Annotated in this window: 23 protein-coding genes and 1 riboswitch; of the genes, 15 read left to right on the forward strand and 8 right to left on the reverse strand. The window is 68.9% G+C overall.

Going from position 1 to position 26,995, the window contains the following annotated elements; translation table 11 throughout:
* Positions 1 to 198 precede the first annotated feature (198 nt).
* The 4 genes from D3230_RS13825 to resB are packed head-to-tail and all read left to right on the forward strand — an operon-like array spanning position 199 to position 3,911.
* The gene (locus D3230_RS13825) at positions 199 to 852 is read left to right on the forward strand and encodes a histidine phosphatase family protein (protein ID WP_202345623.1); all 654 of its coding nucleotides are present in this window, start codon (positions 199 to 201) and stop codon (positions 850 to 852) included.
* Entirely contained in the window at positions 849 to 1,511 is a 663-nt protein-coding gene (locus tag D3230_RS13830) for a TlpA family protein disulfide reductase (RefSeq protein WP_202345624.1), read from the forward strand. The genes D3230_RS13825 and D3230_RS13830 overlap by 4 nt, the downstream gene beginning before the upstream one ends.
* A complete protein-coding gene (locus D3230_RS13835) occupies positions 1,508 to 2,251 on the forward strand; it encodes a cytochrome c biogenesis CcdA family protein (protein WP_202345625.1) in 744 nt (247 codons plus the stop codon). The genes D3230_RS13830 and D3230_RS13835 overlap by 4 nt, the downstream gene beginning before the upstream one ends.
* Positions 2,235 to 3,911 (forward strand): cytochrome c biogenesis protein ResB, encoded by a 1,677-nt coding sequence (gene resB, locus D3230_RS13840; RefSeq protein WP_202345626.1) that lies wholly within the window; start codon positions 2,235 to 2,237, stop codon positions 3,909 to 3,911. The genes D3230_RS13835 and resB overlap by 17 nt, the downstream gene beginning before the upstream one ends.
* 79 nt (positions 3,912 to 3,990) lie before the next feature.
* Here resB and purU read toward each other — a convergent pair whose 3' ends face one another.
* Positions 3,991 to 4,875: a formyltetrahydrofolate deformylase gene (gene purU, locus D3230_RS13845; protein ID WP_202345627.1), complete on the reverse strand. Its 885-nt coding sequence runs from the start codon at positions 4,873 to 4,875 to the stop codon at positions 3,991 to 3,993.
* 221 nt (positions 4,876 to 5,096) lie between these two features.
* Positions 5,097 to 5,181: riboswitch (ZMP/ZTP riboswitch) on the forward strand.
* A gap of 46 nt (positions 5,182 to 5,227) precedes the next feature.
* Here purU and glyA point away from each other — a divergent pair.
* The gene (gene glyA, locus D3230_RS13850) at positions 5,228 to 6,511 is read left to right on the forward strand and encodes a serine hydroxymethyltransferase (protein ID WP_202345628.1); all 1,284 of its coding nucleotides are present in this window, start codon (positions 5,228 to 5,230) and stop codon (positions 6,509 to 6,511) included.
* Between the two features lie 5 nt (positions 6,512 to 6,516).
* A complete protein-coding gene (locus tag D3230_RS13855; protein WP_202345629.1) occupies positions 6,517 to 7,407 on the forward strand; it encodes a bifunctional methylenetetrahydrofolate dehydrogenase/methenyltetrahydrofolate cyclohydrolase in 891 nt (296 codons plus the stop codon).
* 188 nt (positions 7,408 to 7,595) lie between these two features.
* Here the strand turns inward: D3230_RS13855 and D3230_RS13860 are convergent, their stop codons facing one another.
* A complete protein-coding gene (locus D3230_RS13860; protein ID WP_202345630.1) occupies positions 7,596 to 8,267 on the reverse strand; it encodes a PepSY domain-containing protein in 672 nt (223 codons plus the stop codon).
* A 160-nt stretch (positions 8,268 to 8,427) separates the two neighbouring features.
* Here D3230_RS13860 and D3230_RS13865 point away from each other — a divergent pair, with 160 nt between their 5' ends.
* Positions 8,428 to 9,123: a DedA family protein gene (locus D3230_RS13865; RefSeq protein WP_202345665.1), complete on the forward strand. Its 696-nt coding sequence runs from the start codon at positions 8,428 to 8,430 to the stop codon at positions 9,121 to 9,123.
* Here the strand turns inward: D3230_RS13865 and D3230_RS13870 are convergent.
* Complete coding sequence (locus D3230_RS13870) at positions 9,120 to 10,964, reverse strand: glycerophosphodiester phosphodiesterase family protein (protein ID WP_202345631.1); 1,845 nt, start codon at positions 10,962 to 10,964, stop codon at positions 9,120 to 9,122. The genes D3230_RS13865 and D3230_RS13870 overlap by 4 nt on opposite strands.
* A gap of 109 nt (positions 10,965 to 11,073) precedes the next feature.
* Here D3230_RS13870 and D3230_RS16255 point away from each other — a divergent pair, with 109 nt between their 5' ends.
* Together D3230_RS16255 and D3230_RS13880 are read left to right on the forward strand one after the other, a co-directional pair.
* Positions 11,074 to 13,122 (forward strand): TPM domain-containing protein, encoded by a 2,049-nt coding sequence (locus tag D3230_RS16255; protein ID WP_202345632.1) that lies wholly within the window; start codon positions 11,074 to 11,076, stop codon positions 13,120 to 13,122.
* A gap of 113 nt (positions 13,123 to 13,235) precedes the next feature.
* On the forward strand, positions 13,236 to 13,949 hold the full coding sequence (locus tag D3230_RS13880) for a PspA/IM30 family protein (RefSeq protein WP_202345633.1): 714 nt from the start codon (positions 13,236 to 13,238) through the stop codon (positions 13,947 to 13,949).
* A 78-nt stretch (positions 13,950 to 14,027) separates the two neighbouring features.
* Here D3230_RS13880 and D3230_RS13885 read toward each other — a convergent pair whose 3' ends face one another.
* Complete coding sequence (locus D3230_RS13885; RefSeq protein ID WP_202345634.1) at positions 14,028 to 14,951, reverse strand: oxygenase MpaB family protein; 924 nt, start codon at positions 14,949 to 14,951, stop codon at positions 14,028 to 14,030.
* A 166-nt stretch (positions 14,952 to 15,117) separates the two neighbouring features.
* Here D3230_RS13885 and D3230_RS13890 point away from each other — a divergent pair, with 166 nt between their 5' ends.
* Together D3230_RS13890 and ccsB are read left to right on the forward strand one after the other, a co-directional pair.
* A complete protein-coding gene (locus tag D3230_RS13890) occupies positions 15,118 to 15,552 on the forward strand; it encodes a hypothetical protein (protein WP_202345635.1) in 435 nt (144 codons plus the stop codon).
* Positions 15,553 to 15,633: 81 nt separating this feature from the next.
* Positions 15,634 to 16,608, forward strand: coding sequence for a c-type cytochrome biogenesis protein CcsB (ccsB, locus tag D3230_RS13895; protein WP_420029044.1), 975 nt, complete (start codon positions 15,634 to 15,636; stop codon positions 16,606 to 16,608).
* A 22-nt stretch (positions 16,609 to 16,630) separates the two neighbouring features.
* On the opposite strand, the gene D3230_RS13900 is transcribed toward ccsB, so the two are convergent.
* Complete coding sequence (locus D3230_RS13900) at positions 16,631 to 17,290, reverse strand: chlorite dismutase family protein (RefSeq protein ID WP_202345636.1); 660 nt, start codon at positions 17,288 to 17,290, stop codon at positions 16,631 to 16,633.
* A gap of 197 nt (positions 17,291 to 17,487) precedes the next feature.
* On the opposite strand from D3230_RS13900, the gene D3230_RS13905 reads away from it, so the two are divergent.
* Positions 17,488 to 18,981 (forward strand): helix-turn-helix transcriptional regulator, encoded by a 1,494-nt coding sequence (locus D3230_RS13905; RefSeq protein ID WP_202345637.1) that lies wholly within the window; start codon positions 17,488 to 17,490, stop codon positions 18,979 to 18,981.
* A 357-nt stretch (positions 18,982 to 19,338) separates the two neighbouring features.
* Here the strand turns inward: D3230_RS13905 and D3230_RS13910 are convergent, their stop codons facing one another.
* From D3230_RS13910 to D3230_RS13920, 3 genes are all read right to left on the reverse strand, one after another.
* Complete coding sequence (locus tag D3230_RS13910; RefSeq protein ID WP_202345638.1) at positions 19,339 to 19,653, reverse strand: metal-sensitive transcriptional regulator; 315 nt, start codon at positions 19,651 to 19,653, stop codon at positions 19,339 to 19,341.
* A gap of 99 nt (positions 19,654 to 19,752) precedes the next feature.
* Complete coding sequence (gene rarD / locus D3230_RS13915; RefSeq protein WP_202345639.1) at positions 19,753 to 20,685, reverse strand: EamA family transporter RarD; 933 nt, start codon at positions 20,683 to 20,685, stop codon at positions 19,753 to 19,755.
* 6 nt (positions 20,686 to 20,691) lie between these two features.
* On the reverse strand, positions 20,692 to 21,144 hold the full coding sequence (locus tag D3230_RS13920) for a GNAT family N-acetyltransferase (protein WP_202345640.1): 453 nt from the start codon (positions 21,142 to 21,144) through the stop codon (positions 20,692 to 20,694).
* Positions 21,145 to 21,365: 221 nt separating this feature from the next.
* Here D3230_RS13920 and D3230_RS13925 point away from each other — a divergent pair, with 221 nt between their 5' ends.
* From D3230_RS13925 to D3230_RS13935, 3 genes are all read left to right on the forward strand, one after another.
* The gene (locus D3230_RS13925; protein WP_202345641.1) at positions 21,366 to 23,915 is read left to right on the forward strand and encodes a helix-turn-helix transcriptional regulator; all 2,550 of its coding nucleotides are present in this window, start codon (positions 21,366 to 21,368) and stop codon (positions 23,913 to 23,915) included.
* 218 nt (positions 23,916 to 24,133) lie between these two features.
* Positions 24,134 to 24,919: a glucosamine-6-phosphate deaminase gene (gene nagB / locus D3230_RS13930; RefSeq protein ID WP_202345642.1), complete on the forward strand. Its 786-nt coding sequence runs from the start codon at positions 24,134 to 24,136 to the stop codon at positions 24,917 to 24,919.
* A gap of 201 nt (positions 24,920 to 25,120) precedes the next feature.
* Complete coding sequence (locus tag D3230_RS13935; RefSeq protein ID WP_202345643.1) at positions 25,121 to 26,335, forward strand: NADP-dependent isocitrate dehydrogenase; 1,215 nt, start codon at positions 25,121 to 25,123, stop codon at positions 26,333 to 26,335.
* Positions 26,336 to 26,995 lie beyond the last annotated feature (660 nt).

Here is a 26,995-nt window from a genome sequence, read left to right on the forward strand (position 1 = left end):
TGGCCGGTGCCCGGGGCCCGTGAGGCGCGGTTCACGAACCGGCAGGAGATTCACGAATTCCGAGGAGATTCGGGGCCGGATCCGGCACCTTGCCGCAGGATCTCCTCGGGACCGCGCGCAGCCCACGCCCCGGGCCCGCGCGGCCAGCACACCCGGGAGGGGTATGTTCCCGGGATTCCCAGAGTCGGCGCATCTAGAATGGTCCCCGTGAGCGACAAACTGCTGCATTTGGTACGCCACGGCGAGGTGCATAACCCAGATTTGGTGCTGTACGGCCGGATCCCGGGCTTCCGCCTTTCCGAGCGTGGACACCGTATGGCCGAGGCCGCAGCCCTCGAGCTGGCCGGAAGCGACCGGAAGGTCGCGCGACTCTTCGCATCCCCGCTGGAGCGTGCCCAGCAGTCGGCGCGGCCGATCGCGAGCGCGCTGTCGCTCGAGATCGCGACCGAGGAGCGGATCATCGAGCCCACGAACTACTTCGAGGGCATGGTGAACTCCGGTCCCGAGGCCGCGTTCAAGAAGCCGAAGTACTGGCACAAGTTCTGGAACCCGTTTCTCCCCAGCTGGGGCGAGCCCTACCGTTCGGTCGCGGCGCGGGTGCGGGCCGCGATGGACTCGGCGTGGGACGAGACCCGCGGGGGCGACATCGTGATGGTGTCGCACCAGTCGCCGATCTGGATGGCTCACCTCGACATCGCGGGAAAGCCGCTGTTCCACAACCCGGCGTCCCGCCGCTGCGATCTCTCCAGCATCACCAGCTTCGAGAAGCGCGGCGAGCGCTGGTTCGAGGTGGACTACCGGACCCCGGCCGCCGGGCTCCTCGACGACGCCGTGGACGTGGGGGCCGTATGACTCTCCGCCGCATCGGTGCCGCCGTTGCCCTCGGCCTCGCCGCCGCGCTGACCCTGTCGGCGTGCAGCGGCGGCGGGCAGGACCTTTCGAAGCAGTGGGAAGAGGCGAGCGACAAGGGCTACATCTCCGGCGACGGCACGTCCGCGAGTTTCCCGGAGGGGGAGCGCACCGACCCCGTGCAGTTCACCGGCGAGGTGGAGGACGGATCCACGCTGAGCTCCGCCGACATCCTCGGCAAGGTCACCGTCGTCAACTTCTGGTACGCGGGCTGTGCGCCGTGCCGGGCGGAGGCACCGGATCTCGTGTCCGCCTACGACGAGTTCGCCGGGGAGCACGTCGCGTTCCTCGGGATCAACACCCGCGATCAGGTGGCGCAGGCCCAGCAGTTCGCGGAGGAATTCGGAATCGAATACCCCTCCATCATGGACGTTGCGGGCGGCCGTTCCGTGCAGCGCGCGTTCGCCGGGCAGGTCCCGCTGAACGCCGTGCCCACGACGCTGATCCTCGACACCGAGGGGCGGGTCGCGCACCGAGTGCTCGGCCAGCTCGCGGGCGCCTCGCAGTTGCCGACGCTGATCCGTGAGACGCTCGCCGAAACCGGCGTCGAGGTCCCCCGGAAGGCCGACGCAGCGGACGGCGCGAACGAGTCCGCGGAATGAACGTCTTTGACGTCGTCGCGGACGGGCAGCTCCTCGTTGCGTCCCTGATCGCGATCGCCGCGGGCCTCATCTCGTTCCTGTCGCCCTGCGTGCTTCCGCTGGTGCCCGGGTACCTGGCCTATGCCAGCGCCAGCGCCGGCGGGACCCCCGGCCAGCCGCCCGCACGCCGCCGGATGGTGTGGGGCGCGACCCTGTTCGTGGCCGGATTCAGCGTGGTGCTCGTCACGTTCCTCGCCGCGGCGGGAACCGTGGGCGTGTGGCTGCTGGAATGGGAGAACCTGATCACGCGCCTCATGGGGGTGTTCGTGATCGCGATGGGGCTCGTGTTCATCGGCCTGTTCTCGAAGATGCAGACCACCAAGAAACTGACCATGAAGCCGAAGCTCGGCCTCGCCGGTGCGCCGGTGCTGGGTGCCGTGTTCGCGGTGGGGTGGACGCCGTGCATGGGGCCGACGCTCACGGTCATCATGGGCCTGAGCCTGCAGCAGGGATCGGTGTCCCGCTCGATCGTGCTCGCGATCGCCTACTGCGTGGGCCTCGGCCTGCCGTTTGTGCTCGCCGCGTTTGGCTTCGGGTGGATGACGCAGACGATGAACTTCTTCAAGCGGCACATTCGTGCCGTGAACCTGATCGGCGGCGGACTGCTGATCCTCATCGGTCTCCTCATGGTGACCGGGCTCTGGAGCATGATGATGTACGCACTGCAGGCGGTGATTGGCGGATATGTCACGCCCCTCTGATTACGATGATGGCACCGGCGCGGGCGGATCACGCCCCGCACCCGGTGCGGACGGCGGCGAGCTCGGCCTGAAGGGCTGGGGGCGCTGGTTCTGGCGGCAGCTGACCAGCATGCGGGTCGCCCTGATCCTGCTCCTGCTCCTCGCGGTCGCGGCGATCCCGGGCTCGCTCGTGCCGCAGCGCTCCGCCGACCCGAACGGCGTGCTGCAGTACCAGCAGGATCACCCCGAGCTGTTCAAGATCCTTGATGCCTTCCCGATCCAGGCGTTCGACGTGTACGGCTCCGTGTGGTTCTCCGCGATCTACCTCCTGCTGTTCATCTCCCTGATCGGGTGCGTGCTGCCGCGCATCGTGCACCACTGGAAGGCGTGGCGGGGCACCCCGCCGAAGACGCCCGCGCTGCTGAAGCGCATGGCCGGCTTCTCGGAGATCCGGGTTTCGAACCCGGAGGCGACGCCTGAGGAGCGCGAGGCGTTCGCGCTGCGCGCGGTCGAAACGGCGCGCGACATGCTCAAGAAGCAGCGCTATCGCGTCGAGATCCAGCGCGCGAAGCGCCGCGGTGCCGAGGAGATCTCGGTCTCCGCGGAGCGCGGCTACCTCCGCGAGACCGGCAACCTGCTGTTCCACATTTCCCTGCTCGGGGTGCTCGTGAGCGTCGGTATCGGTGGCGTCTTCACCTTCAACGGGCAGAAGGTGCTCATCGAGGGCGAGACGATGGTGAATCAGCTCATCGACTACGACACCGTCAACAGTGGCAACGCCTTCGACACGTCGAGCCTCGTGCCCTTCGGGATCCGCCTGAACTCGCTCGAGGTCAGCTACATGACCCCCGAGGACGGCAACGTCTCGGCGCTCGGCAACGTGAAGGACTACACGGCGAACATGACGCTGATCGACCCGGAGGGGGAGGCCGAGGGTGAGCACATCATCCGCGTCAACCACCCGCTGCGCGTTTACGGGTCCCCGATCTACCTGATCGCGAACGGCTACGCGCCCCGCATCACGATCAAGAACCACGATGGCGAGACGGTCTACAGCGAGGCCATGCCGTTCATCCCGCAGGACAACCTGACGATGACCTCGCTCGGCGTGCTCAAGGTGCCCTTCGGGATGACGGGCGCCGACGGCAAGCCGACCCAGGTGGGCATGCGCGGCTTCTTCTACCCCACGAAGGCCGAGCTGGAGACGGGGGCCTACACCTCGAACTACCCCGACCTTGAGAACCCGCTGCTCACGCTCGACGTGTTCACCGGGGACCTGGGCATCGACGACGGGGTCCCGCAGTCCGTCTACGCCCTCGACACCACCAAGATGGAGCAGATCACCGGTCGCGCCGTCGACAAGGAATCACTCGAGATCGCCCCCGGCGAGACCGTAGACCTGCCGAACGGCATGGGGACCCTCACTCTGGACGAGGTGCCGCGCTACGCCGCGTTCGACGTGATGCGCAACCCGGCTCAGGAGTGGATCCTGGTGTTCGCGCTCGCCGCGCTCGGCGGGCTCATGTGGTCGCTGTTTGTGCCGCGCCGCCGCATGTGGGTGAAGGCGATTCCGACGGAGGACGGCGTCCTGCTGCAGTACGCGGGGCTCGCACGTGGCGACGATCCGGCGCTCGAAAAGGCGGTCGACGAGCTGCGAGAAGCTCACCGCGAGCAGCTGTAGCCCTCCGGAAACACGCGATCCCCCGCCCGGCACATCATGTGCGGGGCGGGGGATCGCGTGGTTCCGGGCGCGGTGCCGGCTACCGGAAGATGATCGTGCGGTCGCCGTCGACGAGCACGCGGTTCTCCGCAAACCAGTTCACGGCGCGGCGCAGCACGCGCGCCTCCTCATCCTGGCCGAGCTGCACGAGCTCGCGCGGCGAGTACGAGTGGTCCACGCGGGCGACGTCCTGCTCGATGATCGGCCCCTCGTCGAGGTCCGTGGTCACGAAGTGCGCGGTAGCACCGATGAGCTTCACCCCGCGCTGGTGCGCCTGCTTGTACGGGTTCGCCCCCTTGAAGCCGGGGAGGAAGGAGTGGTGGATGTTGATGGCGCGGCCCTCGAGCGCCGCGCACAGCTCGGGTGAGAGGATCTGCATGTAGCGGGCCAGTACGACGAGCTCGATGTCGTGTTCCTCGACGGCCTCGAGCACGCGGGCCTCGAACGCCGCCCGATCGGCGGGGTTCGCGATCGCGCGGTGCTCGAACGGGACGCCGTAGAACTCCGCAATGTCGCGCACGGTCTCGTGGTTCGAGAGGATCAGCGGCACCTCGATGGGCAGCTGCCCGCCCCGCTGGCGGTAGAGCAGGTCGTTGACGCAGTGCGTGGCGGTCGAGGCGAGCACCAGCGTGCGCACGGGACGACCGACGCGGTCGAGCCGCCAGGTCATGTTGTAGCGCTGGGTCACGGGGGAGACCGCCGACTCGAAGCGCGTCTCGAACGTCTCGGGCTGGGCGACGGCCTCGACCTGCAGTCGCATGAAGAAGCGGCCGGTGTCCGCGGACGCGAACTGCTGGCTCTCCGCGATGTTGCCGCCGGCGGCAACGACGGCACCGCTGATCGCGTGCACGATACCCGGTCCGTCGATGCAAGAAAGGGTGAGCACCCACTGGGGGTCGGGCTGGTCAGCGGCGATCGTGTTCATCCGACTCATTGTATTCCACCCGGCCCGTGCGCCGCCCGCCAGGGGGCGCGAGGAGTTGGGGGAAATGGACGCCGCCCCGCACGCCCGAGAGCTCGCCCTGGCGGGGGCACCCTCGGAAAGCCGCGGGGTGCCGGATCGGGCCACGGCCGAACTCGCGTGGCGCCGACGCGTCACCGATGCGGGCCGGCAGCCGGGTGCAATTTCTGCGCGCGCTGGTATGCTGAGACCGTCGTGACTGGCGTACAGATGGTTCACCATCGGGGAACGACAACTCTTCATGGATGGCCGCTCGCCTGGGTCGATATCCGCAGGTCCCTCCGCGCGTGCGGAACAGATGTTTGAGGAGTGAGAGATGTCCACCCAGTCAGCGTTCTTTAACGAGCCGCTCTCGGTAGTCGACCCCGAGATCGCCGAGGTCCTGCAGCAGGAGCTCGGCCGCCAGCGCGGCACCCTCGAGATGATCGCGAGCGAGAACTTCGTGCCCCGCGCCATTCTCGAGTCCCAGGGCTCCGTGCTCACCAACAAGTACGCCGAGGGCTACCCCGGCCGCCGCTACTACGGCGGCTGCGAGTTCGTCGACGTTGCGGAAAACCTCGCGCGCGACCGCGCCAAGGCCCTGTTCGGTGCCGAGTACGCAAACGTGCAGCCCCACTCGGGCGCGCAGGCCAACGCCGCCGTGCTCTCCGCCATCGCGGAGCCGGGCGACACGATCCTCGGCCTGGAGCTCGCACACGGCGGACACCTGACCCACGGCATGAAGCTCAACTTCTCGGGCAAGCTGTACAACGTCCAGTCGTACGGTGTCGACCCGGAGACGTTCCTCGTCGACATGGACGTGGTGCGCGCGAAGGCGCTCGAGCACAAGCCCAAGGTCATCATCGCCGGCTGGTCGGCGTACCCCCGCACGCTCGACTTCGCCGCCTTCCGCGCGATCGCCGACGAGGTGGGCGCGACCCTGTGGGTGGACATGGCGCACTTCGCGGGGCTCGTCGCTGCGGGCCTGTACCCGAACCCGGTGCCGCACGCGCATGTCGTGTCCTCGACGGTGCACAAGACCATCGGCGGCCCGCGTTCCGGCTTCATCCTCACGAACGATCTTGACCTCTACAAGAAGCTCAACTCGAACGTGTTCCCGGGCCAGCAGGGCGGCCCCCTGATGCACGTGATCGCGGCGAAGGCCACCGCGTTCAAGCTCGCCGCGACCGACGAGTTCAGGGACCGTCAGGTGCGCACCCTCTCCGGCGCGAAGCTGCTCGCTGAGGCGCTCACCACCGAGGCCTCGAAGGCCGCCGGCGTTGACGTCCTCACGGGCGGCACGGACGTGCACCTCGTGCTCGCCGATCTGCGCCACTCGAAGCTCGACGGCCAGCAGGCCGAGGACGCGCTCCACGAGGTCGGGATCACGGTCAACCGGAACTCGGTGCCGTTCGACCCCCGCCCGCCGATGGTCACGAGCGGCCTCCGCATCGGCACTCCGGCGCTCGCGACCCGCGGCTTCGGTGACACCGAGTTCGCCGAGGTGTCGGACATCATCGCGCTGGCCCTGCGCCAGGAGGGCGACATCGAGGAACTGCGTGCGCGCGTCACGAAGCTTGCCGACGCGTTCCCGCTGTACCCCGGCCTCGAGCAGTGGTAAGTCCGGTGCCTGAGGCGACCGCGCAGCGGCTCGACGGCACGCGTGCCGCAGCCGAGATCAAGCAGGAGCTGACGGAGCGCGTCGCGGCCCTCGCGGCCCGCGGCGTGGTTCCCGGCCTCGCGACCGTGCTCGTGGGCGAGGATCCCGGATCGCAGTGGTACGTCGCGGGCAAGCACCGCGACTGCGCCGAGGTGGGGATCGCGTCGATCAAGCGCGAACTGCCGGAGTCGGTCACGCAGGAGGAACTCGAAGCGGTTCTTGCCGAGCTCAACGCGGACCCGAGCTGCACGGGCTACATCGTGCAGCTGCCGCTGCCGAAGCACATCGACACGGATCGCATTCTGGAGTGCATCGACCCGGCGAAGGACGCGGACGGGCTGCACCCGACGAACCTCGGCCGCCTCGTGCTGAACGCAAACACCGAGATCACCTCGCCGCTGCCGTGCACGCCGCGCGGGGTCATTGAGCTCGTGGAGCGCAACGGCCTGTCGTGGGCCGGGAAGCACGTCGTGGTCGTGGGGCGCGGGATCACGGTCGGTCGCCCGATCGGCCCGCTGCTGACGCGCCGCGAGTTCAACGCGACGGTGACGCTGACCCACACCGGCACGCAGGACCTGGGGGCCGAGCTGCGCCGCGCCGACGTGATCGTCGCTGCGGCCGGCGTCGAGGGGATCGTGCGGGCAGAGGACGTGAAGCCCGGCGCGATCGTGCTCGACGTGGGCGTCTCCCGCAAGACCGATCCCGAGACGGGCAAGTCCCGGGTCGTCGGCGACGTGGATCCCGCGGTCGCGTCCGTGGCCGGGTGGGTCTCACCCAACCCGGGCGGCGTGGGCCCCATGACCCGCGCGCTGCTGCTCAAGAACGTGGTGGAGATGGCGGAGCGGGCCGCCGCCTAGCGCGGCCCCGACAGCACCGACCCGCAACGACAGAAGCGACCCGGGACACGCAGGAATTCCTGCGAGCCCCGGGTCGCTTCTGTCGTACGCGGTCGGTTGTGGCGAGCGCCGGGTCAGCGAGCGCCGGGTCAGCGAGCGCCGGGTCAGCGAGCGCCGGGTCAGCGAGCGCCGGATCCGCGAGCGCCGGATCAGTCCGCCTCGCGTCGCAGCACCTCGCCGGTGGCCGCGTCGATGGTCACCTCGGTCTCCGCCCAGCTCGCGGTGTCCACGAGGCTCGCCTCCCACACGGGCACGCCGCGATCCTCGTCGAGCGCGAGCTCCGTGAGGCGCGGGCTGGGCGCGGTCTCGCCCGAGAGCCGCGCGGCCTCGGCGATCCCGATCGTCACCTGCGCCTGCTCCTCGGCGTCGAGCTGCACCTCCCGGGAGCCGAGCACCTCGAGGGAGTCCGCCGCGAGGTCGGCCTCGAACCCGCGGGTCGGGTGCGCGTTCCCCTCGCCCGGATCGCGGCTCGTGACCTCCCAGATCCACTGCCCGCGCTCGTAATCCAGGTCGATCGCGACGATCGTGCCGCGCACGCCTGCCGACTCGGCAGCGATGCCCTCGAGCCAGTCGGACGGCCACTGCACCGAGGTGGGGATGCCCGCTGCGGGAAAGTCCGAGTCGCCGTGGGGATGCGTGCTGGGCCCCGGCGACTCGGTCCCGTCGTGGCCGCCCGAGGAACCGGCATTACCTGATCCCGCGTCCGTTTTCGGCGGGACGTTCACGGTGACGCAGCCGCTGAGCGTGAGTGCGCCCGCGGCGAGCGCGGCGGCCCAGGCGAGGTACCGCGCCCCGATGCGATGCGTGGCTGGTGTGTGCATTCCGTGCCCCCTCCGTGTGTGTCCTTGGCTTCGCATCCAGGATACGCCCGCCCTCGTGGACAGGACGTTTCCAGCAGATCGCGGCATAATGTTCGCGGGGACCGGCACCGCCGTACCTCGCGCACCCGAGACGAGAGCAGAGCCGAATCACGTGACTTCGATGCTAGCCGCACTGACCGCGACGACCATACCGGCACTGTTCGGCATCGAATGGTTGGATCCCGAAACCCTGCTGCAGGCGGGCGGCTGGGCGGCACTCGTGCTGGCCTGCGCGTTTGTGTTTCTGGAGACCGGCGTGCTCGTGCTCGCCTTCCTCCCCGGCGACTCGCTCCTGTTCACGGTCGGCCTGTTCTCCGCGACCGGCATCATCGACGTGCCGATCTGGATCACCTGCCTGCTGCTGTTTGTGTTCGCCTTCGCGGGCGATCAGATGGGCTTCATGATCGGGCGGAAGCTCGGCCCGGCGATCTTCAACCGGAAGAAGAGCCGACTGTTCAATCCGGAGAATGTCGCGCGCACGCACGAGTTCTTCGAGAAGCACGGCCCGAAGGCGATCATCATCGCCCGCTTCCTGCCGATCTTCCGCGCGTTTGTGCCCGCCGCCGCCGGCGTCGGCAACATGCGCTACCGCCAGTTCATCGTCTACAACGCCGTCGGAGCGCTGCTCTGGGGTGTGGGCGTCACGCTGCTCGGATACTTCCTCGGGCAGATCCCGTTTGTGCGCGAGTACAGCGAGGTGTTCATCATCGTGCTCGTGCTGATCCCGGGGATCCCGATCCTGATCGAGCTGGGCCGCGCGTTCGCCTCGTGGCGGCGCAAGCGCCGCGCCGCGGAGCACGCCCAGGACGCGTCCTAGCCGATCCTGACGAAGCGTGTGAGCGCGTCGACGAGTGCCTCGGCGACGCCGCTCTCGTCCTGAATTTCGGCGCGCGCCGCGAGCACCAGATCGGGGTGGTCCGTGATGATGCCGTCGGATCCCCGGCGAAGGTGCTCGCGGAACCCGTCCTCGTCGTTCACGGTCCACGTCATGAAGCCGAGCCCGGCCGCCCGGGCCGCGTCCTGCATCGCCACGGTGGCGGTCCACTCCTCGACGACGATGAAGTCCGCGATGGTGTCGGGGACCCCGCCGCCGGCGAACGCCATCGTGTAGCCGACCGTGAGATCAGGGCGGAGCTGCTTGAGCCGTTCCACGCTCGGGGCGTCGAGGGAGTGGTAGATGTGTTGGTCGAGGGCGTCGAGTTCCTCGAGCTCGGCAATGAGCCGCTCCACGTGATCCGGGGTGTCGCCGCCCCCGAGTTTGATCTCGATGAGCAGGGGCATGTCGAGGCGTTGCGCGTGGCGCACGTAGTCGGCGAAGCTCGGGATCGTATCCTCGTGCCCGGCGAGATCCCGCACGGTGATCTGCGTGAGCTCATCGAGCGTGAGATCCTTCACCGCGTCCGGCCGCCCCGCAAGCCGGTCGAGCTTCGCGTCGTGCATCGCCACGAACTCGCCGTCGCGGGTCTGCATCACGTCCATCTCGACGAGATCGGCACCGGCCTCGTCCGCGGCGTCGAGCCCGCTGAGCGTGTTCTCCACGCCGCCACCCGAGAAGCCGCGGTGCGCGAGCACCAGCGTGTCCGGGGCCGCGGCGAGGCGGTGGAGCGTGCCCCAGCCCGCGACGCTGCACCCTGCGGCGACGATCACGGCGAGCGTGGCGGTCAGGATCGCGGGGCGACGACCCGGGGCATCGGGAGCGGACGGCTGGGCCGTGGCCCGCGTCGCGGGGTGCGGGAGCACCGCCAGAGATTCGGGGAATCGGTCGCTGCTGCGCTGGAGCTTGACGATGAGGGCCGCCGCGATCGCCGCGGTGACGCCGCCGCTGAGGAGCATCCCGCCGGTCTGCGCGATCCCGAGCGACACGGCGGCAATGCCGGGGGCCGCGTCCGGCATGAACGCGTCGGCTGCGGCCGTGGGCAGGAGCGACACCACGGCGAGGAGCGCGCCCGCCAGAGAGCCGAGCGCGGTGATCGCCACGGTCGCGAGGACGATCGGGGCCCAGGAGCGCGGCCCGCGAGTGAGCCGCCAACTGGTGCGCAACGGACGTCGGCAGCTCGTCAGGACGAAGAGCGGGACGGTGAGTGCGAAGCGGACGTTGAGCCAGGCCAGCACGAGCAGGAACACGGCAAAACCGATCGCGGTGGCGCTCGACTTCATCAGTTCCCCGGAGATAAACGACGGGATCGCGATCCCGCGCGTGAGCGCGGAGGTGAAGCCGAAACCGCTCAGGGGGACCAGCACAAAGAGGTAGCCGAGGAGCGGCAACGACCGGGGGCTGAGCAGCGCGCGGGCGATGCGGCCGAGCTCGCCCAGAAACTGCCGACCCGTCAGTGACGGCCAGCGCAGCAGCACAACGAGTGCGGTGAACTGCAGGATCAGGAGCCAGAACGACACCATCACGATCGCGAGAATCAACGAGACGGTGAGGGGGAGGCCGGGGCCCGCGAACGGGCGGCCCAGATCAAGCCCGGACATGCCGCCCGCGCGCAGCGCCTCCCGAAAGAGCCAGCCGATGGCGGGCAGCGCGAGCACCAGAATCGCCGTCTGGGTGAGCAGCAGCAGTCCCGCCAAACGCCAGCCGCCGGCGCGGAGCCGGGCCCACGCCCCGCCCAGGAGCACCCCGGTGTCCGACCAGATGCTCGACTGGTTCCGGTACATGGATCCCCTCCTCGGGTGCCGCTCAGCGAGTCCGCGGGATCCGCGTCACGGACCAGCCTAGAGGGCGCGAGGTTGCTACTAGTGCAGCGAACAGGTTCACTCATAGAATGTGCCTAAGAACGAGGCGGTGCACGTCGGCACCGCGATTGAGGGAGCCGGGATGAAGCGGGTCGCAACGATAGTCGGATTCGCGGTGGTTGCGGCGCTGACGACACTCCTCCCAGCCGCGTCCGTCGCGGTGGTGCCCACGCCGGCGACGTCCCCGCCCTCGCTCAGCGGTTCCTACATCGTGGATGCGACATCCGAGGCGGTGCTGGGATCCGAAACGAGCAAGCTTGAGGCCTCCGTCCGGGGCTTCGCCGCCGAGCACGGCGTTCAGCTCTTCGTGGTCTACGTGGACGAGTTCAGCTCCCCCGAGAACCCGGAGGCCTGGGGCGCCGCAACCGCGCAGAAGAACTTCCTCGGCGACGACGCGGTGCTGCTGAGCATCGCGGTCGAGGATCGGCTCTTCGACCTCAACGCAGCGAACGCGCTGATCACGGACGCACAGTACGACACGCTCGTGAAGGATTATGTGCGGCCAGCGCTGAAGGAGAGCGACTGGACGGGCGTGGTCGGCCAGACGCTCACGGGCATCGAGAAGACCGTGCTGAACCCCGAGTCCAACGGGACGGGCGTTGCCATTGCGGTGGTCGGCGGCGTGGTGGTCGTGGGTGGCGTGGCGGCAGGGATCCTCGTTGCGCGCAAGAAGCGGCGTGAGCGGGACGCCGACACCGGTGAGGTGGTGCTGTCGCTCGAGGAGCTCGAGACCCAGGCGAGCGGCCTGCTGGTGCGCGTCGACGACGACCTGCGGAGCAGTGAGCAGGAGCTGGGGTTTGCGCAGGCTCAGTTTGGGGCGGAGGCTGCGGCACCGTTCGAAGCCGCGATCGGGGCGGCAAAAGCGCAGCTCCAAGCCGCGTTCGAGCTGCGCCAGAAGCTCGATGACAGCATCCCCGACACCGATGAGCAACGGCGCGCCTGGCTCGAAGAGATTATCGCCCGCTGCACCGAAGCCAAGGAATCGCTCGACGCGCACACCGAGTCGTTCTCGCGCCTGCGCGAGGTCGAGCAGCGCGCCCCCGAGGTGCTGCAGCAACTCCGGGCCGCGGCCCCCGGGGTCGAGGATCGACTCGCCGCGGGTCGGGAAGCCCTCGCGTCGCTCACGCAGCAGTACGCGGAATCCATCACGGGGCAGCTCCAGGCAAACCTGGACGAAGCCAAGGTGCGCCTGAGCTTCGTGGCAGAGTGCTTCGCCTCCGCCGAGCAGGAACTTGCGGCCGGGCAGCGGGCCGCGGCCGCGGTGTCGCTGCGCGCCGCGGAGGCCGCGCTCGACCAGGCGGGGACGCTCGCGGATTCCCCGGCCACCAAGGCCGTGGAACTGGCCGAGAGCGTGGCGCAGCTTGACGCCGGCACCGCGGATCTGCGGGCGGACCTGCAGACCGCGGCGCAGCTCATCGGCGCGGCACCCGTGGGTGAGCGTTCCGCGCTCGAGGCGGCGGTGCAGCAGGTGAACGCGGTGCTCACGCAGGGTGTGGCGGGCGATCCCGTCCGCGCGCTCTCGGCGGTGGCGGCCGCAAACGTGCAGATCGACGCCGCGATCGGCGCAGCGCGGGAGTCCGTGGAGCGGATCCGGCGTGCGGAGGCCGCGCGCGACGAGGCCCTCGTCCCCGCCCGGGCCGAGGTGCTCGCGGTGGAGCAGTTCATCGAAACCCGACGCGGAGCGATCGGCGCCGAGGCCCGGACCCGCCTCGCGGAGGCGCAGCGACAGCTCCAGCTCGCGGAGCACTACGCGCCGACGGACCCCACGCGCTCGTATCAGGCCGCGCAGCAGGCGACACGCTACGCTCGGGCCGCGTATCAACTGGCCGGGGCTGACGTCTCCGGCTGGGGCGGTGGCGGCGCCTACGGCGGCGGCTCGGGCGGCTCAGGCTCGAACGGCAGCTTTGGCGGTGCCGTGCTCGGGGGCATCCTGGGCGGGCTGCTCAGCGGTGGCGGATCCGGCGGTGGCGGCGGATGGAGCGGTTCGAGCGGCGGGTTCCGCGGCGGCTGGAACGGCGGCGGCTCAATGGGCGGCGGCTCCGGCGGCGGTGGCCGGCGTGGCGGCGGGGGCCGCTTCTAAGGGGCACCTCGACACCGTGCAGACGCCGCGCAGATAGACCTCACCCGCCCACGAGGGCCGGTGCACTGATCTCCTCCGAGCTGGTTCGGTGGAACGAAGGAAAGGAAGCCGATATGGCAAAGCAGTCCATTCTTGGCCGGATTACACAGCTCGCCAAGGCAAACATCAACGCGCTGCTCGACTCCGCGGAAGACCCGGAGAAGATGCTGAACCAGATGGAGCGCGACTACAAGAACAGCATCGCCGACGCAGAAAGCTCGGTCGCCCAGACGATCGGCAACCTGCGGCTCATGGAGGCGGATCTCGAGGAGGACCGCAAGGCGATCACCGAGTGGGGAAGCAAGGCCGCCGCGGCCTCCTCGCAGGCCGAAACGCTGCGCGCCTCGGGCGACTCGGCGGGTGCTGACCGCTTCGACAACCTCGCGCGCGTGGCCCTGTCCAAGCAGATCTCCTTCGAGAAGGAGGTCGCGACCGCGGAGCCGAGCGTGACCGCGCAGCAGCAGGTCGTCGATCAGCTGAAGACCGGCCTGCAGACGATGCGTGAGAAGCTCGTGCAGCTGCAGGCGAAGCGCGATGAGCTCGTCTCCCGCGGCAAGGTCGCCGACGCGCAGTCGCAGGTCCAGGACGCCGTGAAGAACCTCGACGTGCTCGATCCGACGAGCGAGCTGGGCCGCTTCGAGGAGAAGGTCAAGCGGCAGGAGGCGATGGTGCGCGGTCAGGCCGAGCTCGCCGCGTCCACGCTCGATGCGCAGTTCAACGAGCTCGACGATCTCGGCTCGCTGAGCGAGGTTGACCAGCGCCTGCAGGCGCTCAAGCAGGGCAACTAGCCCGCACGCACAGGACCGGGACGGGCGCGCCGCCCGTCCCGGTCCTGTGCGTTGTGGCGCGCTGCTGCGTGCCGCGGCTCAGCCCCGGGCACGCACCTTCCGGTACGGGTGCGTCTCGACGCGAGTCGTGACCTCGGTGATGAGGTCCTCCGAAGACTTGCCGGCGCGGGCCGAAGCGATCAACCGCCGCGTCACCCGGGCGGCCGCGCGCAGGTTCATGGGACGACCCTCGATGCCGAAGAGCAGGAGCGCCCAGTCGGGCAGGAGGGACAGGATCCCGTCCTGGATGTTGACGCCCGCCCACACCTTGATGGGGTTGCCGGAGATCACGGGCTTGCGCATGGTGCGCGTCATCTCGGCGGCGGGGAGGGTGAGCGCCATCCAGTCCTTGTTGTCGTCGATGTAGCGGTCCAACGCGACCCGCGTGTCCGGCAAGAACTCGTCGCCGATGATGCCGACGATTCGCGCGGCCTCGTGCTGTTCGGCGACGAAGCGATCCTGCTCGGCGACCGAGAGGGTGGGACCGAAGGCGTCGGCGGCGCGGAGGACGCCGTAGACGATGCAGTTGTGGGTCCACGCGAGCCACTCCTGCGTGTCGGCGCGGAGCTCCTCGCCCGTCCGCGGGTCCGTCCACACGCTCGCCGCGTGCAGGCGTTGCACGGCCGCGCCGGCCGCGTCGGCGTGGGCGCGGTCGCCGAAGATCGTGGTGTCGATGTACTGCCCGGTGCGCTCGCCGCGCCCCTCGACGTCTGCGGCGTAGTTGCTCGTGCCGTCGAACACGCGCATCATCATCGGGTTCAGGGACTGCAGGAGAAGGGCCGCGACGCCGCCGAGCTTGGAGGAGGGGTCGGAATAGAGCCGCCAGCTCACGCTGTCGGGGCCGAAGTAGCCGTGGTCTGCCGCGGAGGTCGGCGGCTTGCCGGTGCCGGCGTGCGCCACGGGGCAGCCACCGCCGGTGCGCTCAGCGCGGGACGCTCGGCTGTCGGATTCGCTCGTGCTCATGTCTCTCCCCCGTTCCGGGTGGGCGCGAAGGGTGCCTGCCCGAATGACAATATTGGATAACGTCCATTTTAATTCTAGGGCTACATCCCGGTGTCTGCCCAACGGATCTGCTCGCCCGCGAGAATCCGGGCTGGTGCGCGAGGCGGGCCGGTGAGAGACTGAGCCCATGCGGAACATGGGGTGGGGAACTTCGGTGATTGCGCTCGCGCTGGTCGCGGGCCTCGCGGGCTGCGGCACGCTGAATCACGGGCGCGCCGATTCGGAGGGGGCGACGCGAGCGAGCGAAGAGCAGGCCCTGATCGGTGGCGACGTGATCGCGCCGGTGACCGTGCCCGCGAGCGAACTTGCGGGCACCACGGTCGATCTGGTCGTGGGGCAGGTGCTCAGGATCGATACGGCACACCTCGACGTCGCGAGCTACCGGGCCGCGATCGCCGACCCGGATATCGCGGTCTTCGCCCAGGGGTATCGCGACGACGGGGCGGAGTTCACGCCCGGGATCGCCGCCACCAATGTGGGCACCACCGAGGTGACGCTCACCCACGAGCAGGGTGGGCTCGAACCCATTCAGTTCGCGGTATCGGTGACCCCGCGGGGCTAGCAGATCTTCCCGCGGCTGCGGGCCCGGCCGAGCGGGGATTTCTCAGGCAGTACGCGGTGAAGAGGGCTACTCTGAGAAACTGTGCTGAGTGAGCTGGAAACCTTCTCGACGATCGCGCTGTATTCGGCAATGATCGTGTACGCGATCGCGTTCGTGTTCTACGCGGTCGACCTTGCGAACCGGAGCGGAGACGCTGCGGCTGCCTCGCGCAAGACCGCCGCTGACGTGGCCGCAGCGGGGGGCGGAGTCGCCACCCTGACGCGCACCGCGGCAGCGCCGACCCTGGAGAAAGAGCGCCGCTCGCGCTCCCTGCGCGTCGGGTTCTCACTGACCGTCCTGGGCTTCATTCTGCACCTCGCCGCCACGATCCTGCGCGGCATCGGCGCTGAGCGGGTGCCCTGGGCCAACATGTACGAGTTCGCGCTCACCGCGACCTGCTCGATCATGCTGATCTTCCTGCTCGTCCAGTTCTTCGTGGACCTGCGCTTCCTCGGCACCCTGGTCACCGGCATGGCGGTGCTCTTCCTCGGCGTGACGAAGGTGAACTTTTACGTCCCGATCGTGCCGCTGCAGCCCGCCCTGGACTCCTACTGGCTCGTGATCCACATCCTGGTCGCGGTGCTCGCCGTCGGCTTCCTGACGCTCTCCTTCGGCCTCTCCGTGCTGCAACTCCTGCAGACGCGCCGCGAGGCGAAGATCGCCGTGGGTGAACCCGGCGGAATGAACTTCCTGACGAGCATTCCGAAAGCCACCCGCCTCGAAGACCTGTCGTACCGGCTCGCGATCATCGGCTTCGTGTTCTGGACCTTCACGCTCATCGCGGGATCGATCTGGGCGGAAGCCGCCTGGAGCCGATACTGGGGCTGGGACACCAAGGAAGTCTGGACCTTTGTGATCTGGGTGCTCTACGCCGGCTTTATCCACGCCCGAGCGACCCGCGGCTGGCGCGGCACCCGCTCCGCCTGGCTGTCGATCATCGCCTACGCGGCCGTGATCTTCAACTTCGCGATCGTGAACGTGTTCTTCAAGGGCCTGCACGCGTACTCGGGCCTGTAGGCCGCCCGCTCGCGGCGGCGAGCTACTGCAGTACCTCGACGATCTCGGCGGGCTCGATGAAGCGACCCGTGAAAACGGTGCCCGTCGTGAGCGCCGCGGACTCGTCCTGCGGGTCATGCGCCAGCCGGATCAGGGCTGCGGGATCGTCGCTCTCGGCGACCAGGAGCCAGCGCGCGTCCGCCTGCCCAGCGGTCGCGTAGCTCCGCAGCGCGATGTCGGCGAGCTCCCGGGGCACCAGCATCTCGTGGGGATATGCGGCCGTGGCGCACATGATCCAGCTCTCGGGCTGACGCTCCGCCAACGCCGGATCCTCCGTCTGTTCGATGCCGAGGGCGCTCCAGGAGCGGATCAACGGACGGAGCAGGGCGCTGCGTCGCAACTGGCGCAGCGCCCACTGGAGGTCCTCAATCTCGGCACCGTGCAACCACACCAGCAGGTCCGCGTCGGAGCGGATCCCGCTGACGTCGTACCACCCGCGCACCGTCACGCCCTCGTCCGCGAGTGAGCCGGCGACATCTTCCAGTTCCTGCACGATCACGGGAACGTCCCGCCCGTCGAGCACGACGGGATGCGAGGAGCTGATGCGGAACGCGCCGAACAGGGAAAAGCTCGCTTCTGCGGGCGATCCGCCGTGCGCGGGGGTCGAAGCCGGGGTCTGCGGGGGAATCTCGTGTGCGCTCATACCCTCATCGTCCTCCGAGCCCGCGTTCGGCGCAAGGGTGCGGTCGTGGCGAGCGGTCAGGGCGGTCTCGCGGACGCAGCCGCGCTCCTATGGTGCTGCCTATGAAGCCCCGATGCGGGATTCTGGGTGGTGTTCAGTAAGCTGAAGCGCAGGACCACGTAGTGACCCCGGGGGGTGGTGTGCTCAATACTCCTGTAATGCGACAGCTCGACGACTCGGTCCGAGAGTTCCAGCTGGCGTGCGCGCATGACGCCATCGAACCGGCGCTCATGTACTTCGATCTGCACGCGCTCGAGATCTGGTTTGGCTGTGCCCCGCACCGGTTGCGCGAGCTGCTCGGAGACCTCATCTCTCGGGGCGCGCCCCAGGACAGCGTCGTCGCCGCGGTCTACGCGTTCCTGCTGGGCGACCCGGTCCCGAGGCCACTGCAGAGCACCCGGCTGAACGAGGCCGTGCTCCCCGAAGCTGACGCCTTTGTGCAGATGTACGAGCACCGCGTGGCCGGCCGCACGGACGCCGCCCTCGCGGCAAGCGCGCAGGTGCTCGCCGCCCGAATCGGGCTGGACTCGGTGTTCGACCGGCGCGGTGGCTGGAACCTGTTTCTCTCCGTGCAACTCGGGACCACCGCGATGCTCGCAGGCGAGCTCTCACAGGCGCTCGGATTCTTCGGGGAGGCCCGAATGCACCCGCCATCGCCCGTGCTGCGATGCCTCCTCCGCGAAGCCTGTGCGAAAGAGGCGCTCCTCGAAGCATGCGAGGGCAGTCTGGAGAACGCGCGGGTGCGTCTGCGCGAAGCGCGCGAGATCGAGCGGTCGACCAGCTGGTCGGAACCCGGGATCGATGCAATCCTCGCCGTCGTCGAAGCGATCCTCGATCCCCACCATGAGACTGCCGAGCAGCGTATCGCCGAGATCCCGCTCGGCCAGATCGGGGAGATCTGGCCCTACTATGTGATCGCGCGGAACCGGGTGCTCGCGATGCGCGGGGCCTACACGGAGTCTGAGCGAATGCTTGAACGGCTCGACAGCATGGCGCTGACGCGCGTGCCCGGCGTCGGCTACCCGGGCAGCATCATCGCTCTCGTCCGCACCTGCTTACGGCTGGGCGTTGACGATCCACGCGGCGCCGAGGTGCACCTGGCCACCGTGGATCCCGGCCTGCAGCGCAGCTATCTGATGCAGGCGCTCGTGAGCCTGAACCTCGGACAGCCCCGCCGCGCGCTCCAGCGGGTGCTCGACATGCCCGAGCCGGATCGAGACATGCGCCAGATCGCGGTGTGGCGGCACGTCATCCTGGCCGCCGCGCACCTGCGGCTTGACGAGCTCGACGAAGTGCGGAGCGTGCTCGACGGCGCAATGCGATTGCCGGGTGCCTTTACGGTGGAAGATGCCCGCCAGTTTGATCTGCAGGTGCGGGAGTTCGCCGAGGCGAATGTCGCCGGCTGGCCCGCGACCGACGCGCCGGCCGGCCCGTTCGCGCGCGCCGCCGGGACCACTGGCCGCCATCTCACCGAGCGAGAGATCGAAGTCTTACGGTTGCTCGCTGCGGGTCACGCCCGTGACGAGATCGCGGCCACGCTCTTCATTTCGCTCAATACGCTGAAGACGCAGCTGCGTTCGATCTACCGCAAGCTCGAGGTCTCGCAGCGCAGCGCGGCGGTGCTGGAAGCGCAGCGGCGCGGGCTCGTCTGACGGGTCCGCCGTGTCGCCCGGCAGACCGCGCGGGCGGCGGCTCCTCGCGGTGCCGCCGGGTGAGCTGCAGGGTGAAGTTCAGGTCGAATTCGGCATGCCTCCCCCCGGTATGTGCGCGGTCCGATATCGTTGAGGCGTCGGACCGTCCCCTCCCTATCGCGAAGAGACACCGACCCCGCGGGGATCACTGGATGCAGCCAGGCTCGGCGGGGCGCCTTCAGGGGAAGGCGCGAAACAAATGCACGGGGAATCCTCTCGCGCGATTGCGCGCGACAGGAACTGCCAGGCGGGCGATGGGGATCGGCCGCCTGGCAGACACCACCTTCGCCGAGCACGGTCCACCCCGGCGGCCTGAATTTAGCGCACGAGACGCGCGATCGCCGCGGACGCCTCTTCGAGCTTCTCGGCTGCGACCGCTCCGCCGTCCGCGGCGGCGGACGCGACGCAGTGGCGCAGGTGGTCATCCAGCAGCGCAAGCGCGACGCGCTCAAGCGCCTTCGTCGCGGCGGACACCTGCGTCAGAATGTCGATACAGTACACGTCTTCCTCGACCATGCGGTGGACTCCACGGACCTGCCCCTCGGCCCGGCGCAGTCGCTTCAAGAGATCATCCTTGTGATCGATGTAGCCGTGGGTGACGTGGCCGCAAGTCGTGTCCGTCGCATCGTTCATGCTGAGAACCCTACACGCGTCGCGCCCCCTTCGGGCGCGAGATCGCGCAGGGCGTATCTCGACGGTCCCGAGCGGTCCGCGGAACCTCGCAGAACGGTCCTAGCCTGAGGTATCGGGGTCGGGGCGCGGGCCGGCGCGCCGCTCCGCGAGCAGGGTCATGACGCCGCCGAGCAGCAGCACCGTCACGGCGGTCCAGATCGCGCCGTAAATGACCCACTCACCCGCGGCGATGCGCTCGCCGTTGAGGAGCGAGGCGACCACCAACAGTGCGGGCTCGAGGTAGCTGAGCAGCCCGAACAGGCTCATGGTGAGCAGCCGCGAGGCCGTGAGATACAGCATCAGGGCGACGCCGGTCCACAGTGCGAAGACCGGGGCAGCCCACCACAGTGCCGGGTTCGCGGCGGTCGACGCTCCCGCGGCGAGCTCCCGGCCGAGAAACACCACGGCGAACGGCGCGACCGCGACGAACTCCCAGAACATGCCCCCGAGATGGGCCGTGCCCAGTGCGCGACGCAGCACAAAGTACACGGGGTAGCCCAGGGACACGAGCAAGGTTTCCCACGACACCCCGCCGACCCGGACGAGCTCGACCGCCACGCCCGCGGCCGCAATCGCCGCGGCGACCCACTGCCACCACACCAGGCGATCCCCGTAAAGGAATTTCCCGATGACCACGAGGACGAGCGGAAGCAGGAAATACCCGAGGGCAACCTGCAGCCCACGGCCGTGGAGTGGTGCCCAGCTGAACACCCACAGTTGGGCGGACACCAGCAGACCGCACACGAACACGCCGACCGCGAGCAGCGGCCTGCGCCGGATCCGCGCGGCGATATCGCGAACGAGATGCCACTGCCGGACCACGAGCAGCGCCAACACGATGAGCGGGATCGTGACCAGATTGCGGATCCCCCACACCGCTTCCGCGGAGGCGGGGGCGAGCATGGGCGTGACGAAATAGACCCCCGCAAACGCGAGAGACGACCCGACCGAAGCGAGGATCCCGCGCGAGGTGGGAGCGGAAGTGCCGGTCACTCCCGGCTACAGCGTGATGGCGCCGATGACCTCGCCGTAGGGGGTTTCCCCGACCGGGACGAAGCCGATGTGCAAGAAGAACTCCTCGGGGCCGTCCTCACCGCGTTCCCAGAGCACGGTCAGCCGCGACACTCCACGCCGCCGAGCCTCTTCGATCAGCGCGTCGACCGCGAAGGTGCCGACGCCGGCACCCTGGGCGTCCGCGTCCACGTTGATCCGCCACAGGGCGGCCCGGAACTCTTCCTCAGCGGCATCAGGATCGAAATGCCCGTGAATGAATCCGACGACCTCGGATCCGTCGAGGACCACGCGCTGCCACGCGGTGTGCGCGGGGGTGACGGCCGCGGCGGCGGCGTAGGACACCGGCGTCACGAACTGTTCCTGCCCGGGCTTCAGACCGAGCGTGTTCACAGCGACGATCGTCGCTGCCGAGAGTTCTTCGAGTCTGAGATCGGTCATGCTCCCAGGCTACCGGGTGCTGGGGGGTGCGCAAGTCCAGAATTGGGTCCCGGCAGCGGGATCCGCCGGGACCCGAAGATCCCGACGGTCGCGAGATCGGGGGTTTCCCATACCGAGAGCCGGAAGTCATTGCGATGCGGCGGTCCGTGCGAAAAACTAGGCGAGTACAGTTGCACAGAGATCACCGCTCCGAAGGGGCGGTGCGGCATGGGGAGCTACGGATGCGCACACGCGAGGTTCGAGAAATCCGGGCACTGGTCCTCGACGGGGAGTCGGTGCGGTTGGTCGCACCCCCGGAGACGGGCCGCACCTACCTGCTGGGCCAGCTCGCGCAGGATCTCGAATCCCGCGGCTACACCGCCTTCCAGGTGACCGGGCGGCGACCCTTCCGTGACCAGCCCTATGTGGCGCTCCGCGAGGCGGGGCTCGTGCGGCTGCGCGGCGCGCAGAGCGAGAGCGACATCGTGGACGAGCTGATGCAGGGCCTGCAATCGATCGGGCACCCGGTGATCCTCGTCGACGACGCCGACTATCTCGATCTGAACTCCGCCTACCTCCTCGAACAGGTGCGTCAGCGGCGGAACATCCCGATCGTGGTCGTCGCGCCGCCGTTCGTGATGCTCGACGGGCACGGCCGCTCCGCACTGAACAAGATCCGTACGCAGGCTCGACTCGAACTCGCGCCACTCGGCTATGCGCAACTCAGCGTGCTCGCCCAGCGCGTGCTCGGTGCCCCGGCGCAGCCGGAGGTGCTCTCCCAAGTACTGTCGATGTCCTCGGGGATGGCGGGGATCGCCGTCGCGATCCTGCGCTCCGCGGTGCGGGAACGGCGGATCGTGCGCCACGAGAGCGGCTGGGCGCTGCACGCCTCGTCGCTGTGGAACGTGCACCTCCGCACGACCGTGGAGCAGATGTTCGGCGACCTGCGCCGTGGCGAGCTGCGCGCGTTGCACGCGCTCGCGATCGCCGAGAGCGCGGCCACCGAGGATTTCCAGGATGTTGCGGCGGAGGAACTGATCGCCCTCTCCCAGAAGGGTCTCCTCACGACGTTCGGCGACGCGGGCGACGCGACCTCCGTCGCCCCGCGGCCCAGCCTGATCATCGACTACTTCCAAGACCAGCCGGTCACGCCGCTCCACTACGAGGCGATGGGGCTGCTGAAATCGCTGCCGAACCCCGCGCCCTACGAGCGCGCACGTGCGCGCATGGCGGCGCACGTGTCGCAGGCGCTCACCTTCGATCGCTCCGAGAACCGGGGCACGGGAATGGACCGGTTCTTCCGGGCCGACACCGCCTACCGGCTCGCGGCCGCTGCCCGGGACTGGGAACAATCACGCTCCCCGGAGACCGCGGTCGCCTACCTCGATCTGCTCCTCGCCACCGACGACTACGTGCGGGACAGCGGCGAGATCATCGCGCAGACCCCGTGCGCGGACGACGGCATCTACGCGATTCGACTCACCCTGCACCGGATGTTCGTGATCGCCCAGACCGACCCCGCCACCGCTGCGGGACCGATCCACGAGATCGTGCTGAGCGAGACGGCACCCATGGTGCGCGCCGCGGCCGAAGCCTTCGAGGCGTACCTGCTGTTCTCCTACACCGGGATGACCCCGCCCGTTGAGGCGTGGTGGACGCAGGCCAGCGCCCGCGAAGACGGGTTCTCCGTGGCGATCCGGCACTTCATCGGGGTGGTCAGCGGCCGGATCACGGAGCCCCTGAGCATGACGGCGATCCAGAGCACCGCGATCCTGCAGGTGCACATGACCGAAATCGCGAACACCATCCTGAGCGAGCGGCTGGACAGCCCCGAGCACTACGAGCGCGGACTCCGTCAGTCGCTGGCGGACGCCCGCGCCGCGGGCGACTACCGCGCCGTCACGGTCGGCGCCTACTTCCTCTCGCGGCTCGAGGCCGCCACCTTCCGGGACGAGCTTGCCACCGAAACCGTGAGCGTCACCCTCGCGCTCGGCACCCCGAACCTCTCCTTCGCCGACTTCTTCTGCGCGCAGGTGCGGTGGGCGGCCTACCTCCACTACGTGCACGGCGAACCCGACCTGGCGCGCTCGGTGCTCGCGGAGACGGCACGCTATCCCGGGTTCTACGGGCCGCTGCCGGCGATGCACCCCGAATTCGGCGAGGCCATCGAGCTCCTGATCGCTGAGGAACGCGATCGCGCCGTCGACCTCCTGATGGCGCTGTCCGAGCGGTGCCACGCGGCCGAGCTCGTGCCCGCCGCGTGGTCCTACGCGCTGATCGCGTTTATCGAGCGGCCGACGCCCGAGGTGTTCGCGAAGATGGAGTCACTCTCGGACCGGAGCGGATACGGCACGGAGGCGCTGATGGGCCTGATCCGGAGCGCCCTGGGGCGGGAGCCGGATCTGCCACGCAAGGGCCAACTCCTGCGCAGCGAAACCGAGGCCGCGACCGCGATCACGCTGCTGAACGCGATCGCGCGTTCGCCCCTCGGCGTGGGACCCGAAGCGGAGCCCTTCCTCGAGGAGGTCAACGAGACGATCCGCGGGCTGCGCACCCTCCGCTCGGTGACCGAGGTTCCCACGGCGGCCCCGCCGACCGTGCAAGTTGAGGCCGTGCTGACCAAGCGCGAGCACGAGATCGCGCGGCTCGCCGAGACGTTGCAGAACCGGGAGATCGCGGATCGGCTGTCGATCAGCGTCCGCACCGTCGAGAACCACCTCGCTCGAGCGATGAAGAAGCTCGGGGTGAACGCCCGCACCGAACTCACCGCCGTGGAGGTCCGCCCCGTGTAGCGGCGCTGCCGGTGCGTGGCACCGGGTGGTGCGTGTGCCGCCGCGTGCCGCCGCGTGCCGCCGCGTGCCGCCGCGTGCCGCCGCTGGCGGGGACGTGCAGGGTGGGCGGGGTTCGTGCCCCTATTCTGGGGGGAGAGAACTGCGGCCGCCCGGCGGTTTCCGACCCGGGCCCGTTCATTGCGACGCTTCGCCGCCGCGCCAACCCCGCTGGAGGAAATGTGGACGTTGTTATCGTCGAGGATGCGGCGGCGGTCGCTGAGCGAGCCGCTGCACGGATCGCCGCGCGGATCCAGCGGACCCCCGAACTGGTGCTCGGCCTCGCGACCGGATCGTCCCCGCTGGGCACGTACGAGGCGCTCGCCGCTCGTGTGCGCCGCGGCGAGCTCGACTGCAGCGCGGTGAGCGGCTTCGCCCTCGACGAGTACGCCGGCATCGACTACGCGCACCCCGAGAGCTACCACGCGGTGATCCACCGCACGGTCACGGTGCCGCTGGGACTCGATCCCGCCCGCGTCCACGTCCCCGACGGGAACGCCCCGGATCTGGCCGCGGCGGGAGCGGACTACGAGCGGCTGATCGCCGAAGCCGGCGGCATCGATCTGCAGGTGCTCGGGATCGGCGCGAACGGGCACATCGGGTTCAACGAGCCCGTATCCTCCTTTGGATCGCGTACCCGACAGAAGACGCTGTCGCCGCGGACGCGCGAGGACAACGCGCGGTTCTTCGACAGCCTCGCGGACGTCCCCCTGCAGAGCATCACGCAGGGAATCGGGACGATCCTGGACGCCGGCGAGCTCCTGCTCGTCGCGCAGGGCAGCGCGAAGGCCGAGGCCGTCGCCGCGATGGTCGAGGGGCCGCTGGCGAGCCGGTGCCCAGCCAGTGCCCTGCAGCTGCACCGGAAAGCCACGGTCATCATCGACCGCGCCGCCGCGAGCAAGCTGGAACTGATCGACTACTACGAGCAGGTCGAGCGGCACCGCGCAGCACCCGTCCCGGCCGGCTAAATACGGGTGCGGGTGTGAATCACCTGCACGAGAAGTATCTCGACGCCGAGAGACTCTGCAGAACTCGGGTAGAGTGGTTCCCGGTCCTACCGGACCCGGCACGCGGCGCGCACGATCCGCCGCGGCCCGGAAGAATTCAGCGCGTGGCGCACACTGAGCCGCGCGCCTCCGAGCTCACACAATACGACACTGGGAGAAGCGTTGGCGAAGATCAAGGTTGAGGGTACGGTCGTCGAACTCGACGGCGACGAGATGACCCGCATCATCTGGCAGTTCATCAAGGATCGGCTGATCCATCCGTACCTCGACGTGACGCTCGAGTACTACGATCTGGGCATTCAGCACCGCGATGAGACCGACGACCAGGTGACGATTGACGCGGCGAACGCGATCAAGAAGCACGGTGTTGGCGTGAAGTGCGCCACGATCACCCCCGACGAGGCGCGCGTCGAGGAGTTCGGCCTGAAGAAGATGTGGCGCAGCCCGAACGGCACGATCCGCAACATCCTCGGTGGTGTCGTGTTCCGCGAGCCGATCATCATCTCGAACATTCCCCGCCTGGTGCCCGGCTGGAACAAGCCGATCATCATCGGCCGCCACGCGCACGGCGACCAGTACAAGGCGACCGATTTCAAGGCCGGCCCCGGCAAGGTCACCATGACGTTCGAGCCCGCCGACGGCTCCGAGCCGCAGCAGTTCGAGGTCGTCACCCTCCCCGAGGGTGGCGGCGTCATCCAGGGCCAGTACAACTTCAACGATTCGATCCGCGACTTCGCTCGCGCATCGTTCAAGTACGGACTGTCGCGCGAGTACCCCGTGTACCTGTCCACGAAGAACACGATCCTGAAGGCCTACGACGGCCAGTTCAAGGACATCTTCCAGGAGGTCTTCGACGCAGAGTTCAAGGATCTCTTTGACGCGAAGGGCCTCACCTACGAGCACCGCCTCATCGACGACATGGTCGCGTCGGCCATGAAGTGGGAGGGCGGCTACGTCTGGGCGTGCAAGAACTACGACGGCGATGTGCAGTCGGACACCGTCGCGCAGGGCTTTGGCTCGCTCGGCCTCATGACCTCCGTGCTCATGACGCCGGACGGGCAGACCGTCGAGGCAGAGGCCGCGCACGGCACCGTGACCCGTCACTACCGCCAGCACCAGCAGGGCAAGCCCACCTCCACGAACCCGATCGCCTCGATCTTCGCGTGGACCCGTGGCCTCGCGCACCGCGGCAAGCTCGACAACAACGCTGAGCTCATCGAGTTCTCGCAGACGCTCGAAGATGTCGTGATCAAGACCGTCGAGTCGGGCAAGATGACGAAGGACCTCGCGCTCCTCGTCGGCCCCGAGCAGGACTTCCTCACCACCGAGGACTTCCTCGCGGCAATCGACGAGAACCTGCAGCAGCGCTTGGCCTAGGCAAAACGCGGAGCGTTTTGCGCCAAGCGCTGGTCGCGCCACTGCGCGAGTTGGCCTAGGCAAAACGCGGAGCGTTTTGCGCCAAGCGCTGGTCGCGCCAAGCGCTGGTCGCGCCACTGCGCGAGTTGGCCTAGGCAAAACGCGGAGCGCCTGGCTCCCATCACAGCGCCCCTCACCTCTTTCTCTTCGGAGTTCGGGTGAGGGGCGCTGTGTGTATCTGCGCCCCGCACCCGAGGCGTGACCGGGTTCCGCTCCCCGCCCCGAGGCCTGACGGGGTTCCGCTCCCCGACCCCGAGGCGTGACCGGGTTCCGCTCCCTGTACCCAAGACGTAACCGGGTTCCGCTCCCCGTACGCGAGGCTTTTTATCTAGCACGAGCCGTTTCTGAACGTATTTGGCTCGTGTCGGCGAAATGTCCTCGGTTTTGGTGTGTGCCGTCGCGTGTGCGGGGCACTTCACGGGGGCGGTGTGCTCGACGGGTAGTGCCGAGGCAGAGGCTGGGTTCCGGGCTTGCGCGCTTTACCTGCTTTCGCTCCGCCGTCACGGTGTGCGCCGAACGCGATGCATTTTCGCGGAAGTGGGTCGTTTTCGGGCGTATTTGGGTCGTGCCCGCGAGTTTGGCTTGGTGGGGTGGGTGTTTGGGGTGGTGGCGCGCCCGGGT

The sequence above is a fragment of the Leucobacter chromiireducens subsp. solipictus genome (genome assembly GCF_016758195.1).
GTDB classification, from domain to species: Bacteria; Actinomycetota; Actinomycetes; order Actinomycetales; family Microbacteriaceae; genus Leucobacter; species Leucobacter solipictus.

Coding starts and splice junctions, on each gene's coding strand:
- D3230_RS13825 (WP_202345623.1), top strand. CDS start 199: ATGGTCCCCGTGAGCGACAAACTGCTGCATTTGGTACGCCACGGCGAG.
- D3230_RS13830 (WP_202345624.1), top strand. CDS start 849: ATGACTCTCCGCCGCATCGGTGCCGCCGTTGCCCTCGGCCTCGCCGCC.
- D3230_RS13835 (WP_202345625.1), top strand. CDS start 1,508: ATGAACGTCTTTGACGTCGTCGCGGACGGGCAGCTCCTCGTTGCGTCC.
- resB (WP_202345626.1), top strand. CDS start 2,235: ATGTCACGCCCCTCTGATTACGATGATGGCACCGGCGCGGGCGGATCA.
- purU (WP_202345627.1), bottom strand. CDS start 4,875: ATGAACACGATCGCCGCTGACCAGCCCGACCCCCAGTGGGTGCTCACC.
- glyA (WP_202345628.1), top strand. CDS start 5,228: ATGTCCACCCAGTCAGCGTTCTTTAACGAGCCGCTCTCGGTAGTCGAC.
- D3230_RS13860 (WP_202345630.1), bottom strand. CDS start 8,267: ATGCACACACCAGCCACGCATCGCATCGGGGCGCGGTACCTCGCCTGG.
- D3230_RS13865 (WP_202345665.1), top strand. CDS start 8,428: ATGCTAGCCGCACTGACCGCGACGACCATACCGGCACTGTTCGGCATC.
- D3230_RS13870 (WP_202345631.1), bottom strand. CDS start 10,964: ATGTACCGGAACCAGTCGAGCATCTGGTCGGACACCGGGGTGCTCCTG.
- D3230_RS13880 (WP_202345633.1), top strand. CDS start 13,236: ATGGCAAAGCAGTCCATTCTTGGCCGGATTACACAGCTCGCCAAGGCA.
- D3230_RS13885 (WP_202345634.1), bottom strand. CDS start 14,951: ATGAGCACGAGCGAATCCGACAGCCGAGCGTCCCGCGCTGAGCGCACC.
- D3230_RS13890 (WP_202345635.1), top strand. CDS start 15,118: ATGCGGAACATGGGGTGGGGAACTTCGGTGATTGCGCTCGCGCTGGTC.
- D3230_RS13900 (WP_202345636.1), bottom strand. CDS start 17,290: ATGAGCGCACACGAGATTCCCCCGCAGACCCCGGCTTCGACCCCCGCG.
- D3230_RS13905 (WP_202345637.1), top strand. CDS start 17,488: ATGCGACAGCTCGACGACTCGGTCCGAGAGTTCCAGCTGGCGTGCGCG.
- D3230_RS13910 (WP_202345638.1), bottom strand. CDS start 19,653: ATGAACGATGCGACGGACACGACTTGCGGCCACGTCACCCACGGCTAC.
- D3230_RS13920 (WP_202345640.1), bottom strand. CDS start 21,144: ATGACCGATCTCAGACTCGAAGAACTCTCGGCAGCGACGATCGTCGCT.
- D3230_RS13925 (WP_202345641.1), top strand. CDS start 21,366: ATGCGCACACGCGAGGTTCGAGAAATCCGGGCACTGGTCCTCGACGGG.